Raw genomic sequence first — 14,607 nt, 5'->3', positions numbered from 1 at the left:
CTCCTACTCTGACAGACGCATAGCTTTTTCGACGGCTTCATCAATTGTCCCGACAAGACGGAACGCTTCTTCTGGTAAATCATCGTATTTACCTTCTAAAATTTCTTTAAAGCCACGAATCGTTTCACTGACAGGGACGTATGAACCGGCTTGTCCTGTGAACTGTTCAGCCACGTGGAAGTTTTGCGATAAGAAGAACTGTACTCGACGGGCACGTTGGACGATTTGTTTATCTTGATCACTTAATTCATCCATACCGAGAATCGCAATAATGTCTTGTAGTTCACGGTAACGTTGTAAGGTTTGTTGGACTTCACGTGCCGTGTCATAGTGTTCTTTACCAACCACTTCAACATCGAGTGCGCGTGAACTTGAACTTAATGGGTCTACCGCTGGGTAAATCCCTTGTTCTGACAGTTTACGATCTAAGCTTGTTGTCGCATCTAAGTGCGTAAACGTTGTTGCAGGTGCTGGATCGGTATAGTCATCGGCTGGTACATAAATCGCTTGGATCGATGTGACCGAGCCTTGCGTTGTTGAGGTGATCCGCTCTTGCAGGCGACCCATTTCCGTCGCAAGTGTTGGTTGGTAACCTACGGCTGATGGCATCCGACCTAAGAGCGCAGATACTTCAGACCCTGCTTGAGTAAAACGGAAGATGTTGTCAATAAATAACAACACGTCTTGGCGTTTGATGTCACGGAAATATTCCGCCATTGTCAAGCCCGTAAGGGCTACCCGCATTCGGGCACCTGGTGGTTCGTTCATTTGTCCGAACACCATTGCTGTTTTCGTAATAACGCCAGAATCTTTCATTTCAAAGTATAAGTCATTTCCTTCACGCGTTCGTTCACCGACACCGGCAAACACAGAAATACCGCCGTGCTCCTGAGCGATATTATGAATCAGTTCTTGGATGAGCACAGTTTTACCAACACCGGCACCACCGAAGAGACCAATCTTACCCCCTTTAATATAAGGGGCAAGTAAGTCAACGACTTTGATTCCTGTTTCTAATATTTCTGTTTCCGTTGATAGTTTTCTAAACTCAGGTGATGGACGGTGAATCGCATCGCGTTGCACTTCGTCACCAACAGCTTCACCGCCATCAATCGCTTCACCTAAGACATTAAAGATTCGGCCTAATGTCTCTTCCCCTACAGGAACAGAGATAGGTTTCCCCGTATTAATTACTTCATCACCACGACGAATACCTTCTGTGGCGTTCATGGCGATGGTCCGTACTTTATGGTCACCTAAGTGTAAGGCCACTTCTAATGTTACTTTTACGTCTTGGTCGTTCTGGTGCGCTGTAACGATTAACGCATCATTTGTTTTAGGTAATTCTCCGTCTTCGAATTTGACATCGATGACCGGTCCAATTACTTGTACGACTTGTCCATTATTCATCGATTATTTCCTCCCTAAACCGGCAAACAAGTTAGCCTTGTTGGGCATTTGCGCCACCTACAATTTCTGCTAATTCTTGCGTAATTTGCGCTTGACGAGCACGGTTGTACTGTAAGCGTAAATCTGAAATCATATTGTCGGCATTATCTGTCGCATTTCGCATCGCGTTCATTCGCGACGCATTTTCACTCGCTTTACTTTCAAGAAAGGCACCGTATATTAAACTTTCCGCATATTGCGGTAACAGTGTCTTTAAAATCTTCTCCTCATTCGGTTCGAATAAGAATGGACTGTGCATTTCATGACGTAGCTCATCTACTTCTGCTTCTGTAATCAGCGGTAAGATTTTCTTTACCACCACTTCTTGACTAATCGCTGAATAAAAATAATTATAGACGAGTTCTAATTGATCAAATTCACCGTCAATAAAAAACTGTACCGTATCATACGTTAAATCTTCTAAATCACTAAAGTAAGGATGATCGGGTAAGCCCGTCACTGAGCGCAGCACCGGCATATGACGATTTTTGAAATATTCTTTTCCAATTCGACCAATCGCAATAATCGTATACTCACTCTTATGACGGTGACGTTCATTAATCAAAGTCTCTAATTTTCTTAACACCTGTGAATTAAAAGGCCCTGCGAGACCTCTGTCTGAGGTCATCACTAAATAGGCAATTTTTTTCACTCGGCGAGGGATCAAAATCGGATGACTATGTTCCCCGTAACTTAAGACAATGTGTCTGACCATTTCTTCGATCTTTTCAGCATAAGGCACGAATGCACTATTCGAGGTCTCTGACTTACCTAATTTAGAGGCAGCCACCATATGCATCGCACTGGTGATTTGCTTCGTCTTTTGTGTTGATTCGATTTTCTTTTGAATGCCTCGTAATGACAAAGCCATATAGACGCCTCCTTAGTATGATCGACTAAATTGTTGTTGGAATGTCGTGATAGCTTCTTTCATATCTTCTTCCGCTGTAATTTCGCCTGATTCACGAATGTCGCGTAAGACTTGCGGATAAGCCGCGTCAAGATAATCGTAAAATTCTCCTTCATAACGGCGAATGTCTTCGATTGGTATCTCGTCGAGATACCCATGAATAAGCGCATAAATAATCATCACTTGTTTTTCCATTGTAATTGGCTTGTGTAAGCCTTGTTTTAATACTTCAATCGTGCGTTTACCACGGTTTAATTTTTGTAAGGTAGCTTTATCTAAGTCTGAACCAAACTGGGCAAAAGATTCTAGCTCACGGTAACTCGCGAGGTCTAGTCTCAGTGTCCCCGCTACTTTTTTCATCGCTTTCGTTTGGGCTGATCCACCAACACGTGATACAGATAAACCAGGATTAATCGCTGGTCTCACCCCACTAAAGAACAAATCAGATTGTAAGAAGATTTGTCCATCAGTAATAGAAATAACGTTGGTTGGGATATAAGCTGAAATATCACCTGCTTGTGTTTCAACAAACGGTAACGCCGTCATCGACCCGCCACCTAAATCATCATTTAACTTTGCGGCACGTTCAAGTAAACGTGAGTGTAAATAGAACACATCTCCTGGGAACGCTTCACGACCTGGTGGGCGTTTTAAAAGAAGCGACAGTTCTCGGTAAGCTGCTGCTTGTTTTGATAAGTCATCATAGACAACAAGCGCATGTTCGCCGTTATACATAAATTCCTCACCCATGGCAACACCCGCATAAGGTGCAAGGTATTGAAGTGGTGCAGGCGCACTGGCCCCAGCATTCACGACAATCGTATAATCGAGCGCTCCGTGACGACGGAACGTTTCAACTGTCGCACGAACGGTAGAATCTTTCTGTCCAATCGCTACATAAATACAATACATGTTTTGGTCTTTTTGATTGAGGATTGTATCAACTGCGACGGTTGTTTTACCAGTTTGACGGTCACCAATGATTAACTCACGTTGTCCTCGGCCAATTGGTACGAGCGCATCAATCGCTTTAAGTCCGGTTTGAAGAGGCTCGTGAATCGATTTACGTGCCATCACACCAGGTGCCTCGCGTTCAATTGGGCGTGTCTTTCTCGTTTTAATCTCACCCTTACCATCAATCGGTTGTCCTAGTGGATTCACCACGCGGCCAACAAGAGATTTACCTACAGGCACTTCCATGATCCGTCCTGTACGGGTCACTTCATCCCCTTCACGAATCGATAGATGCGACCCGAGAATAACAACACCAACACGGTCTTCTTCTAAACTCTGAACAAGCCCCATTGTGCCGTTTTCAAATTCAACGAGCTCTCCTGAGAGCACGTTATTTAGTCCGTAAATTTGTGCAATCCCGTCACCTGTTTCAATAACGGTCCCAATATCTTTAATCTCTGTGTCTTTTTGATAGTATTGGATTTGTTTCTTGATCAGGGCACTGATTTCTTCCGCTCTGATTTCCATCTCATGTCACCCCTATCATCGTTTGTACAACGGAACAAATTTCCGTTTGACTTCTTCTAATTTTGCTTTTAGCGACGCGTCATAGACACGGTTATTAATCACAACTTTAAATCCGCCAATGACACTTTCATCTATTTCATTTTGTAAGGCTAAACGGTTATAACCAAATTGTTTAGCAAAATGCGCTTCAATATCTTCTAATTGGTGTGGCGTTAAATGGGTGACTGAATAGACTTTTCCTACGCCTATCCCGCGTTTTTCATTAATCAAGTACGTATAATGATCAACCATACCCGGCACATCCTGTTCGGCATGGTCTTCGACCATGATGAGTATGAGTTTCACCAGTTCACTGGAGAAGGTCGTAAACGTTGACTTAATAATACGGGCCCGGTTCATCCATTGTTTCGGATCTTGCAGAAAATCGACTAATTCAGACGGGGCACTGAAGACTTGACGCACCGTGAGTAATTCACGTTCGATTTGTTCTTCATGCCCGTGTTCTTTTGCCACATCATATAATGCTTCAGCATAGCGTCTTGCATTACGTGAATTTTTCATAGAAGATCGTCTCCTAAAGTATCGAGACGTTCTTTAATTAAGCGTTTTTGATCTTCTTGACTCATTTCTTTTTGAATAATATCCATCGCAATTTGGAACGCAATTTCTGCGACCGTTTCTTGCATCTCTTGGAATGATTCGCGTTTTTCTTGTTCAATTTCGTCCTCTGCATCAATGCGCAATTGTTTGGCGCGATCTTTTGCCTCTTGAACAATCGACTCTTCAAGTTTCGTCGCGCGTTGCTTAGCGTTAACGACAATATGTTTAGCTTCTTGACGTGCATCAGTTAATTTCTCATCTGCTTCTTTAACCGCCATTTGCGCTTGACGATTTTTTTCTTGGGCTGTCTCAATTTCAGTCGCAACAAAGTTTTCTCGTTCTTCCATGACTTTAATCAGTGGTCCCCAAGCAAACTTCTTCAGTAGCACCATTAAAATAGCAAAACTGACTAAAACAACAATCGTATCTAACGGTTGAAACCCACCGACCGTTTGTGAACCGAGGGTTAACATATTCGTTGTAAGCATGCCTTATGCACTCCTCTCTTTCTCTACCTTTATTATTAGGTGTTCATCAATTAAAGAATCATAAAGGCGACAACGACAGCTAAAATAGGAATCGCCTCAACTAGTGCGATACCAATGAGCATGATTGTTTGTAGTGGCCCACGTAATTCTGGTTGACGAGAAATTCCTTCTAGTGTACTTTTTACGATAATACTGTTAGCGAAACTTGCGCCTAAAGCAGCAAGACCTACAGCGATTGCAGCAGCGATTGCGTTCATGTGTGTTTCCTCCTAGGATTTGTTTGAATTTTGTTTTTTACCTATTTATTATTTCATTATGTCTCTAACTTATGACAGTCACTTTTAAGTCTCTCACTATGTGTATCAATCACACGGTTCGCACGAACCGTAAGTAACGATCACAATCATTCTGTAAGATTAGTGATCATCGATCACTTTATGTGACATATATACCATCGATAATGTCGTAAAGATAAAGGCCTGAATGGCACCGACAAATAAACTAAAGCCTTGCCACAGAATCATTGGTATAATCGCCCCAACAAGTGTCACGGACGCCATACTCGCAAGCAGTGATAGCAGCACTTCGCCCGCGAAAATATTCCCATACAAACGGAAACCGAGTGTCATCGTATTCGTGAACTCTTCGATAATTTTAAATGGCAACATAAATGATACAGGGCTGATAAAGCCTTTCGCATACTTTTTCGTGCCACGCATTTTGATGCCGTAATAATTCGTTAAAATGATAATAAAAGCCGCAAGTGTTAACGTCACGCCTGCATCAGCCGTTGGCGATTTCCACCACACATTACCATTAAATATCCCGGTCACAATAATCCCTAAAATGTTACTAATAAAGATAAATGTGATGAGCGTAAGCGCCAGTGGTAAAAACTTTTTACCTGTCCGCCAGTCCATAGAATCATTAATAATACCTTTAACGAAATCGACGATAAATTCGATGAAGTTTTGTTTTCCGGTTGGTTTCATCTTTAAATTGCGCGTTAAAAAGAACGCAACAAAAAAGGTGACGGTACAAGAAATCACCATCATTAAGACGGTTGATAAATTGACACTTAACCAAGGAATCCCGAAGATATTCTCGACAATAGGTGCACCATGATCCATCTGTTTATTCCCCCTTCTCTATAAATTTCTCAGCTTCTAAAAGCGACCAAAAGCCGGCAATAAGAACAACGACGTACTTAAACATTAAACCTATAATCACTGCAAGTATCGGAATGTGGGTGAAGTAGTTTTCAACTAAAGCAACGACAAGTAAAGCTGCGCCAATTCTTAAAATTGTCCCAGCCGTCGCAAAACGTTTGTCAGTTGTCACTACACGTACAAGACGTGTCACTTTCCATTGTAGTAAGCATAAGTTTACGTAACTTACTACTCCACCGAGTAGTAAACCAAATAAGATAGGGTGTCCTTGTGTTAACAGTGTCACCAACGAAATGGAGATAAGTATGACTAAAAAAATGTGATGATGTTTTTTGGTCATGTCATGATATGTCTCCACGCAGGTTCACCTTGCCTCTCATCTGATCGTTAAAAGCCAACTATTCACATTATAGCACCGATTTTAAAAAATGCATCCCTATTGCTCGAATTCTTTAGTATAAAAGCGTTTACATTCATTTTTTCTTAAGATAAAGCGTTTACTCACTTTAAAACACGTTAAACCTCAGTAATTACGTGGGTTTAATGTATATTAAAGTTTGTGAAAAATGCACGTTTGAAACTACAAGAATATTTTTACATTCACAAACTTAGTCGGCTGATTAACGAGTAGGATCCTTGTCAGTCTTTCCTTATTGTAACCTCTTTCATTCAGGGAACCAGTTAGGGGGTTTCGACTGAACTTAAAACAAGAAAAAACAGTCACACCCCTAACATTTCGTCGGGAAATGACTGTTTTATACTAATAAACTTTTTACCGTTACTTTACTTCAAACGAAGCTGGTTTTTGTTTACTTGGGTCAAAGTAAGACTGAATCGCCTCACAAATTCGAGCACTAGCAAAACCATCACCATATGGATTAGAGGCTTTGGCCATCTTTTCATAAGCTTGGTTATCACTCAGTAACAGATGTGCTTCATTATAGATAGTGCCTTCATCCGTACCGGTCAATTTTAACGTCCCACTCTTCACACCTTCTGGACGTTCGGTTGTGTCTCGAAGTACAAGGACAGGTACACCGAGTGACGGGGCTTCTTCTTGTACCCCACCTGAATCCGTAAGGATTAAAGTTGCGCGTGCCGCAAAGTTATGAAAATCAACAACATCAAGTGGCTTGATTAAATCAATCCGGTCATGGTCACCTAGAATGTCATTGGCTTTTTCTTGTACCTTTGGATTTAAGTGAACCGGATAAACGACATGAATATCGTCATGCGTATCAGTTAAACGGCGAATGGCACGGAACATTTGTCCCATATTCTCGCCTAAATTCTCACGACGATGCGCCGTCATTAAGACAAGACGTTTATCCCCGATTTTCTCTAACATCGGATGTGTGTAATCAGCATTAACCGTTGTCTTTAACGCATCAATCGCGGTATTACCAGTCACATAGATATAATCGTCTTTCTTACTTTCTGTAAGTAAATTATCTCTTGACTGCGTTGTCGGTGCAAAGTGTAAATCTGCCATCACACCTGTTAGTTGACGATTCATCTCTTCTGGATACGGTGAATATTTATTCCATGTACGAAGACCGGCTTCAACGTGTCCAACCGCGACTTGGTTATAATAAGCCGCAAGTGATGCTGCAAAAGTTGTCGTTGTATCACCATGGGCTAAGACGATATCTGGCTTTGCTTCTTTAATGACTTCGTCAAGTCCCACAAGCGCGCGGGTTGTTACTTCTGCGAGCGTTTGGTTTTGCTTCATAATATTGAGATCATACGTTGGGGTAATACCAAAAATCTCTAACACTTGGTCTAGCATCTCACGGTGTTGCGCTGTCACAGTGATGATTGTATCAAATACATCAGATCGTTTTTGTAGTTCCAACACAAGTGGGGCCATTTTAATGGCTTCTGGTCGTGTACCGAACACCGGCATCACTTTAATTTTTTTACTCATAAGAACACACTCCATTTAATATTTTTATCAGTTATTTTGTAAACTCTCTCACTACTTTAACATATTTTGATGTCTTTTCCTATTTCAATTGTGATACATTTAGCTTTCTCATCGATACCTACAACACTTAATTTAATTGATATACAATCAGTAGTACATGTCTGAAAATACAAAAAAAGAATAACCCCTCTATAAAGATAGAAGCGTTATTCTTTCTAGTCATCATTGTCTTATTTTGTACCGTACAAACGGTCACCAGCATCACCAAGACCTGGGACGATGTAACCTTTTTCGTTTAGTTTTTCATCAAGTGCCGCAAGATAAATATCAATATCTGGGTGTAATTCTTTTACCGCTTCCACACCTTCAGGTGCTGCGATTAAACACATTAATTTAATGTTTTTTGCGCCGCGTTTTTTCAGTGAGCTAATCGCGTCATTCGCACTACCGCCTGTTGCTAACATCGGGTCAACAACAATCATTTCACGTTCATTAATATCATTTGGCATTTTAAAGTAGTATTCATGTGGTTTCAATGTTTCAGGGTCACGATACAATCCAACGTGGCCAACTTTTGCGGTTGGTACGTGACGAAGAACACCTTCTACCATCCCTAAGCCTGCGCGTAAGATAGGCACAATCCCGATCTTCTTACCAGCAATAACATATGACGTTGTCTTTGTGACAGGCGTGTCAATTTCTACCGGTTCTAGTGGTAAATCACGTGTGATCTCATACGCCATCAGTCCAGCAACTTCATCAACGAGTTCTCGAAACTCTTTTGTGCCTGTTTCTGTTTTTCTAATATACGTCAATTTGTGTTGAATTAGTGGATGATCTAATACATATACATTACCCATCTTATCCGCTCCCTTATTGTATTTTGTGCATAACTAATAAGAGTTTACATGTAACGACACGTGCTTTCAAGTAAAAAATGAAATTCCTTGGAATTTGTCAGGTAAGTTCATGTCACTTCACTGTATTCATTCCCATTTACTCAGTCTTTTATAAATATCTGAAGCTCTCTCGAATGCTCTGGTTCTAATTTAATTAACCGGTACCTTTCCGGTATAGTCGCTAATTTCAATATATTTTGCGTGATACGTTTATATTGTCCACTCACCAATTCTTTAGATAGTAGACTTTTGGCAATGTACAAATAGATCCTTTCTGAATCATTGATCGCTTCATTTGGCTAATTCCTTAAAGGCTTTCATATGCTTTGAGATTAAATTCTCAGCTACTTCGTTGATCTCTTGATCTCCAATTTTTTCATCTTCGTCTAATTGATTATATTCCATTAATATATAGCGAGGCTTATTGTTTTTAAGGATGATCGCTGTACCTTTTTCATCTACCATTCTTGCTACTTTCGAAAAATTTTGATTAGCTTCTGAAATAGAAACTAAATTCTCTACATTGATTCTCATAAAACTCACCCCTTTCTATTTCTATTATACCTATTAATTAGGATTAATTCAGCCTGAATTTTATAAGTGAACGTTGCATACCACCCTCTAACATAAAATCACCGATCGAATTAAAAGCATATCAAAAGGCACGTCCCATGTAGAGACGTGCCTTCTGAATTATTTATATAGTGGGAAACGATCAGTAAGAGCTTTCACACGTTTACGTGCTTCTGCTTTCACTGCTTCATTTTCAACATCTTTTAGTACAAGCGCAATGATTTGACCAACTTCTTTGAGTTCATCTTCTTTAAAGCCACGTGTCGTAACAGCGGCCGTTCCTACACGGACACCGCTTGTCACAAATGGTGACTCTGTATCAAATGGAATCGTATTTTTGTTGGTTGTAATACCAATATCATCTAAGGCTTCTTCTGCGACTTTACCGGTTAAGCCTAAGCTTTTCACATCAAGTAACAGTAAGTGATTATCTGTCCCACCTGAAACGAGACGGACACCTTCAGCTGTCAGTGAATCAGCGAAAGCTTTCGCGTTTGTTTTAATTTGTTTCGCATAGTCTTTAAATGATGGATCAAGGGCTTCTTTAAACGCGGCTGCTTTTGCGGCAATCACATGCATCAGTGGGCCACCTTGAATACCAGGAAAGACCGCTTTATCAATTTGTTTCGCATACTTTTCTTTTGTGAGAATCATCCCACCACGTGGACCACGCAATGTTTTATGTGTCGTTGTGGTGACAAAGTCACTGTAAGGTACAGGATCTGGATGTTCGCCTACTGCGACAAGACCCGCAATATGCGCCATATCAACCATTAAGTACGCCCCTACTTCATCAGCAATTTCACGGAACTTACTAAAGTCAATCTCACGTGGATACGCACTTGCACCAGCGACGATTAATTTCGGCTTGACCGCTAACGCTTTTTCACGCACAACCTCGTAATCAAGCGTCTCTGTTTCTTTATCTACCCCGTACTCTTCGAAGTTATAAAGCTTACCACTAAAGTTAACTGGGCTACCGTGTGTTAAGTGACCACCATGAGACAGATTCATGCCAAGGACCGTATCACCTGGTTCTAAGAACGCATGGTACACCGCCATATTCGCCTGTGCTCCTGAGTGTGGTTGAACATTCGCATGTTCTGCCCCAAAGATTGCTTTTGCCCGGTCACGTGCTAAGTTTTCAGCGATATCCACAAACTCACAACCACCGTAGTAGCGCTTCTCTGGATAACCTTCGGCATATTTATTTGTTAAGACAGACCCTTGTGCTTCCATCACTGTTTCAGTGACAAAGTTTTCTGAGGCAATCAACTCAATCTTATCATTTTGACGACCACGCTCTAATTCAATCGCTTCAAATAATTCTACATCATTCGCTTGTACATGTTTCATCCACATCGTTCCCCCTAAAGTATTGGTTATGTTTTTTATAAGAAAGACTAAGAAGTCGACTTATTCATACTTTGCTCGTACCCCGCCAATCAGTTTCGGACGGCTATAGGCACCAGCTAGACGTGCTTGACCTAAAAACTTTGTATTAAATCTAAGCGGTACCGCCACTGGTAAGAGATGCATCCCAATCATCGTCTCACCAATATCCATCCCTGCGTCCGCTTCAATTGTTTCAACAACGACCGCCTCACGTAAGTGATGATAGCTATATGTCGCCATCGATCCTCCCGCATGTTGATGTGGGACAACGGTTACTGGTCGCTTATTTAAAGTTACTTGTGTCTCTTTTTCAATAACTAAGGCGCGATTTAAATGTTCGCAACATTGAAAAGCAAGTCGGACACCTGTCGCGTCTTTTAGTCGCTGTAAAGCATTAAAAATCACTTCAGCCACATCCATACTACCAAGTGTGCCGATTTTTTCACCAAGCACTTCACTCGTTGATGTACCAACGACAAAGACATGTCCTTCTTTTAGCACACCTAACCGAATCCACTCATCAACAAACTGATCCATCATCGTCTTTAAGACCGCTTGATCAATCGCTTGTATCATTATTTCATCTCATAATCGCGCAGTTTATTGATGCGGCGCTCATGACGTCCACCTTCAAATTCTCCACCAATCCACGTTTTAACGATTTCTTTCGCCAAATCGACACCAATAACTCGTGCGCCCATGGCTAACACATTGGAATCGTTATGTTCACGCGTCACACGTGCAGTATACACATCATGTGTTAAGGCGCAACGAATGCCTTTTACTTTATTCGCCGCAATCGACATACCGATCCCAGTCCCGCAAATCACAATCCCGCGGTCATATTCTCCCGCAGCAACTTTCTCAGCCGCTGGAATACCGTAGTCAGAATAATCACATGACTCTTTTGAGTCACAACCGATATTATTCACTTCGATACCGAGTTCACCTAAATAGGTTTCAATCTCTTTCGCTAGTTCAGAACCACCGTGATCTGATGCTAAAACAACTTTCATTGATTACACACTCCCATCGATTATTGTCTTTCTAGTTTTTTGCTTACTTCATATTGTAACTCATTTTTATTAAATGTGAAGTATTACGGACGTTTTTTTAGAAAATTCTTTTTTCGTTCGGTTTACAAGTTAATTTTTTCTATAAACCGCTTGATTGCCGCTTCAATTTCATCAAAAGTTTCTAAGTACGTGTTCTCATCTTGCCCAAATGGATCACGAATATTCTTGTCATAGTCACTCAAGTCCTTATATACGTAATCCTTTAACGCGTAAACACGTTCACGCCTTTCTGGGTTTAATGAAATAAGTGCCCTTCGATGACTTTCTGTCATTGTTAAAATGATATCAGCCCAATCAATTAAACTCTCGGTCATTTGGGTGGATTCACCATCAAAATCAATCTGATGTGCCTCCAGTGCAAAACGTGTGCCTGCGGATGTTTTAATGCCATCCGTTGTATAAAGTCCAGCGGACTTTACTGAAACACGTTCAAGTTGATTTGATCGCTTTAGATGATCAAGTAAAATAGCTTCTGCCATCGGTGAACGACATGTATTTCCGGTACAAACAAATAAGACATTCACTGCTCTCTAGTCCTTTCTTTGAATAAAATTCTACCACCATTTTATCACACATATCCTTGTTCCCGCTAAGTATAAAGAGGTGAACAGATTAGAAGAAGAGGACTACCGTACCAAAGCCAATAAAAATCATGCCACGTAACACATGAAAAAACGGTCCCATGATTTTTTCGACTTGCTTTCCTATGTAAAAACCAATCATACAAAAGCCTAAACTCATCACACTAAACAATAAAGCAAGTCGCAAGGTCCGCTCATATACGACAAGCCCAATAAATAAACTATCAAGACTGACCATCAACGCTAACAGAATCACGGAGCGCGCCACAAAGGTTGGTTCCTCGTCACTAAAACCGTTAAACAGATTATATAAGCCGAGACTAAAAAAGATTGTCCCACTCATCACATCAATGAATTGAAAGAGTCTCTCAGGGTACATACCTATAACAAGTAACCCTACATAAGGAAATAGAAAATGACACCCGCTCACTAACAACATAAATAGCTGCTTTCGTTTCCTAGATAACGTTGATAACGTAAACGCAATGGTCAAACAGTCAACAGAGACCGCAATCGCTAACAATAAATCCAACAAAAAATGCATAGACAAAAACCACCCCTTGTATCTTGGATGGTTTAGTCTATGCTTGGCTCAATTATTAAACAACACTAAAAACAGATATTTGCCACAAGCTAGCTTATACGAAGCAAAAAAAGGCTTACCCTATTGTGAGGAGTTATCCCATTACCTGTCAGAGTAATATTGCTGATTTCTACTTGTCGGCTTATCAGGAAGCGTCATTTTAAGAAGTCCTCCTTTAATTAAAGGGTTAAGTATTTTCGTTCTAAAATAGCCTCTATTATTAAGACTCATAAACTGTTGCATTTCTCCCCTCGTTCTAGGGGTCTTGCAGAATTCCAATAGTTTGTTAATTTCGTTATTATCTTGGTTGATATCTTGGTTGGTATCTTGGTTGGTTACTGGAAATGGATTTGAAAATTCTCTATGAATCAGTAAATTTGAAATTGCTTCCCTAAAAATTTTATCCCTTAAACTCACACGTTGATCACCCTCAAAATAAAATTTGTCATTGAGGTGCTTCGCATTGACTCCATTATCTAATTCCGGTTCTCTGTCAAATGTGGTGGTACCTAAAACACCACTCATTTGATCAATTATTGTCGAGGTAGTATCCGCCATCCTTGACTTCAATAACGACCATGATGAGTTTTCTTGTGCCGGATGGTTATTTTAATGCCTTTGAGGCACCATCCGCGCCTAAGCTTATCATGGTCGTTTTCTTCTAAGTTCGATTAAGTCGGGACCCCGAACCCAACTTACTCTCACTAAGAAGAAGTCTTGAAGTAAAGGACACGTTGCTTCGCAATGGCTAGAGTGTCTCAGTCATCTCTTTGACCTCTTGGTACCATAAGATTTTCTTGCGAAATCTTTGAAAGTCTTTGATTCCGAAGGAATGACGTTTAATCACTTTAATCATATTGTTGATTCCTTCAGTTACGCCATTATTATAAAGATGGCTAAACGAATTGAGAATCTCAAGGCGCCACCGTTCGAAAGTACGAGCGACCCTATTAAAGCTTTCATAAGGCGAATTTTCTAGCTTTTCTATACATTTCTCAAATCCTTCTTTAGCAGTATGCAGATCACTGTTTTTGAACCAATCATCCAATTCATCTTTTAATTCATAAGCATGTTTTAATTTTGATGAGATACTTAACATTTTATCTACTTTTTCTTTGGTTTCTGAGGTTATTTTCTTACTAGATTTCCACAACATTTCTTTACTGCGTTTCATGTGTTTGCGTTCCTCATCTGAGAGTTCATTCTGAACTTCTCTACGTACTTCATCAAAAGCGTTGTACACTTGTCTCATGTAATGAAAGCGATCAGCGATAATAATCGGATTGCCTAATACCTCTCGTACAGCCTCTTTAAACCCACGTGACAAGTCCATAACGACGGCTCTCACTTGTCCTGTATCGCAGGATCGTAAATAGGAGATAATGGTCTCTTTCTTTCGATCAGGCAAAACATCAATAACCTTGCGATTATCGGCATCAACAATCACCGTCTGAAATTTCTCACCATCAGCGTCC

Annotated in this window: 18 protein-coding genes; all 18 read right to left on the bottom strand. The window is 40.7% G+C overall.

The genetic code is table 11. The features are described 5' to 3' along the window. Positions 1-3 precede the first annotated feature (3 nt). Positions 4-1,410 (bottom strand): F0F1 ATP synthase subunit beta, encoded by a 1,407-nt coding sequence (gene atpD, locus BM390_RS12865; RefSeq protein WP_062320376.1) that lies wholly within the window; start codon positions 1,408-1,410, stop codon positions 4-6. Between the two features lie 31 nt (positions 1,411-1,441). Further along, positions 1,442-2,320 carry an ATP synthase F1 subunit gamma gene (gene atpG, locus BM390_RS12860; RefSeq protein WP_062320373.1) on the bottom strand — a complete coding sequence of 293 codons (879 nt, stop codon included), beginning with the start codon at positions 2,318-2,320 and terminating at the stop codon, positions 1,442-1,444. Positions 2,321-2,332: 12 nt separating this feature from the next. Beyond that, a complete protein-coding gene (gene atpA / locus BM390_RS12855; RefSeq protein WP_062320371.1) occupies positions 2,333-3,841 on the bottom strand; it encodes a F0F1 ATP synthase subunit alpha in 1,509 nt (502 codons plus the stop codon). Positions 3,842-3,856: 15 nt separating this feature from the next. Beyond that, positions 3,857-4,402: a F0F1 ATP synthase subunit delta gene (locus BM390_RS12850; RefSeq protein ID WP_062320368.1), complete on the bottom strand. Its 546-nt coding sequence runs from the start codon at positions 4,400-4,402 to the stop codon at positions 3,857-3,859. Next, entirely contained in the window at positions 4,399-4,929 is a 531-nt protein-coding gene (atpF, locus tag BM390_RS12845) for a F0F1 ATP synthase subunit B (RefSeq protein WP_062320366.1), read from the bottom strand. The genes BM390_RS12850 and atpF overlap by 4 nt, the downstream gene beginning before the upstream one ends. 50 nt (positions 4,930-4,979) lie before the next feature. After that, positions 4,980-5,186: a F0F1 ATP synthase subunit C gene (gene atpE / locus BM390_RS12840; RefSeq protein WP_062320364.1), complete on the bottom strand. Its 207-nt coding sequence runs from the start codon at positions 5,184-5,186 to the stop codon at positions 4,980-4,982. A 159-nt stretch (positions 5,187-5,345) separates the two neighbouring features. Beyond that, positions 5,346-6,059 carry a F0F1 ATP synthase subunit A gene (atpB, locus tag BM390_RS12835; RefSeq protein WP_089855278.1) on the bottom strand — a complete coding sequence of 238 codons (714 nt, stop codon included), beginning with the start codon at positions 6,057-6,059 and terminating at the stop codon, positions 5,346-5,348. Between the two features lie 4 nt (positions 6,060-6,063). Then, complete coding sequence (locus BM390_RS12830) at positions 6,064-6,438, bottom strand: ATP synthase subunit I (protein ID WP_143103190.1); 375 nt, start codon at positions 6,436-6,438, stop codon at positions 6,064-6,066. A gap of 438 nt (positions 6,439-6,876) precedes the next feature. Then, positions 6,877-8,025, bottom strand: coding sequence for a non-hydrolyzing UDP-N-acetylglucosamine 2-epimerase (wecB, locus tag BM390_RS12825; protein WP_089855275.1), 1,149 nt, complete (start codon positions 8,023-8,025; stop codon positions 6,877-6,879). 230 nt (positions 8,026-8,255) lie between these two features. After that, on the bottom strand, positions 8,256-8,885 hold the full coding sequence (upp, locus tag BM390_RS12820) for a uracil phosphoribosyltransferase (protein ID WP_089855272.1): 630 nt from the start codon (positions 8,883-8,885) through the stop codon (positions 8,256-8,258). A gap of 330 nt (positions 8,886-9,215) precedes the next feature. Beyond that, positions 9,216-9,458, bottom strand: coding sequence for a type II toxin-antitoxin system Phd/YefM family antitoxin (locus BM390_RS12815; protein WP_062320360.1), 243 nt, complete (start codon positions 9,456-9,458; stop codon positions 9,216-9,218). A 159-nt stretch (positions 9,459-9,617) separates the two neighbouring features. Continuing rightward, a complete protein-coding gene (glyA, locus tag BM390_RS12810) occupies positions 9,618-10,853 on the bottom strand; it encodes a serine hydroxymethyltransferase (RefSeq protein WP_089855268.1) in 1,236 nt (411 codons plus the stop codon). Positions 10,854-10,913: 60 nt separating this feature from the next. Then, a complete protein-coding gene (locus BM390_RS12805; RefSeq protein ID WP_082394412.1) occupies positions 10,914-11,468 on the bottom strand; it encodes a TIGR01440 family protein in 555 nt (184 codons plus the stop codon). After that, the gene (gene rpiB, locus BM390_RS12800) at positions 11,468-11,908 is read right to left on the bottom strand and encodes a ribose 5-phosphate isomerase B (protein WP_062320356.1); all 441 of its coding nucleotides are present in this window, start codon (positions 11,906-11,908) and stop codon (positions 11,468-11,470) included. Before rpiB ends, BM390_RS12805 begins: the two co-directional genes overlap by 1 nt. Positions 11,909-12,030: 122 nt before the next feature. Next, a complete protein-coding gene (locus tag BM390_RS12795; RefSeq protein ID WP_062320354.1) occupies positions 12,031-12,492 on the bottom strand; it encodes a low molecular weight protein arginine phosphatase in 462 nt (153 codons plus the stop codon). 88 nt (positions 12,493-12,580) lie between these two features. Continuing rightward, positions 12,581-13,093 (bottom strand): manganese efflux pump MntP, encoded by a 513-nt coding sequence (locus BM390_RS12790; protein WP_062320352.1) that lies wholly within the window; start codon positions 13,091-13,093, stop codon positions 12,581-12,583. 141 nt (positions 13,094-13,234) lie between these two features. After that, positions 13,235-13,690, bottom strand: coding sequence for a Fic family protein (locus tag BM390_RS12785; RefSeq protein WP_089855265.1), 456 nt, complete (start codon positions 13,688-13,690; stop codon positions 13,235-13,237). A 190-nt stretch (positions 13,691-13,880) separates the two neighbouring features. Next, positions 13,881-14,607: ISL3 family transposase (locus BM390_RS12780; protein WP_143103188.1), on the bottom strand; the 727-nt coding region annotated here is incomplete at its 5' end.

This window comes from Halolactibacillus miurensis (genome assembly GCF_900116255.1).
GTDB classification, from domain to species: domain Bacteria; phylum Bacillota; class Bacilli; order Bacillales; family Amphibacillaceae; genus Halolactibacillus; species Halolactibacillus miurensis.
The sequence above is the reverse complement of the archived record's forward strand: the minus strand, read 5'-3'. Positions and strand labels throughout refer to the sequence as shown.

Bases quoted from the DNA above. Each gene is read 5' to 3' on its own strand.
- BM390_RS12815 (WP_062320360.1), bottom strand. From the start codon at position 9,458: ATGAGAATCAATGTAGAGAATTTAGTTTCTATTTCAGAAGCTAATCAA.
- BM390_RS12805 (WP_082394412.1), bottom strand. From the start codon at position 11,468: ATGATACAAGCGATTGATCAAGCGGTCTTAAAGACGATGATGGATCAG.
- glyA (WP_089855268.1), bottom strand. From the start codon at position 10,853: ATGAAACATGTACAAGCGAATGATGTAGAATTATTTGAAGCGATTGAA.
- BM390_RS12830 (WP_143103190.1), bottom strand. From the start codon at position 6,438: ATGACCAAAAAACATCATCACATTTTTTTAGTCATACTTATCTCCATT.
- upp (WP_089855272.1), bottom strand. From the start codon at position 8,885: ATGGGTAATGTATATGTATTAGATCATCCACTAATTCAACACAAATTG.
- rpiB (WP_062320356.1), bottom strand. From the start codon at position 11,908: ATGAAAGTTGTTTTAGCATCAGATCACGGTGGTTCTGAACTAGCGAAA.
- atpB (WP_089855278.1), bottom strand. From the start codon at position 6,059: ATGGATCATGGTGCACCTATTGTCGAGAATATCTTCGGGATTCCTTGG.
- atpA (WP_062320371.1), bottom strand. From the start codon at position 3,841: ATGGAAATCAGAGCGGAAGAAATCAGTGCCCTGATCAAGAAACAAATC.
- BM390_RS12785 (WP_089855265.1), bottom strand. From the start codon at position 13,690: ATGGCGGATACTACCTCGACAATAATTGATCAAATGAGTGGTGTTTTA.
- wecB (WP_089855275.1), bottom strand. From the start codon at position 8,025: ATGAGTAAAAAAATTAAAGTGATGCCGGTGTTCGGTACACGACCAGAA.
- BM390_RS12850 (WP_062320368.1), bottom strand. From the start codon at position 4,402: ATGAAAAATTCACGTAATGCAAGACGCTATGCTGAAGCATTATATGAT.
- atpE (WP_062320364.1), bottom strand. From the start codon at position 5,186: ATGAACGCAATCGCTGCTGCAATCGCTGTAGGTCTTGCTGCTTTAGGC.
- BM390_RS12790 (WP_062320352.1), bottom strand. From the start codon at position 13,093: ATGCATTTTTTGTTGGATTTATTGTTAGCGATTGCGGTCTCTGTTGAC.
- atpF (WP_062320366.1), bottom strand. From the start codon at position 4,929: ATGCTTACAACGAATATGTTAACCCTCGGTTCACAAACGGTCGGTGGG.
- atpD (WP_062320376.1), bottom strand. From the start codon at position 1,410: ATGAATAATGGACAAGTCGTACAAGTAATTGGACCGGTCATCGATGTC.
- atpG (WP_062320373.1), bottom strand. From the start codon at position 2,320: ATGGCTTTGTCATTACGAGGCATTCAAAAGAAAATCGAATCAACACAA.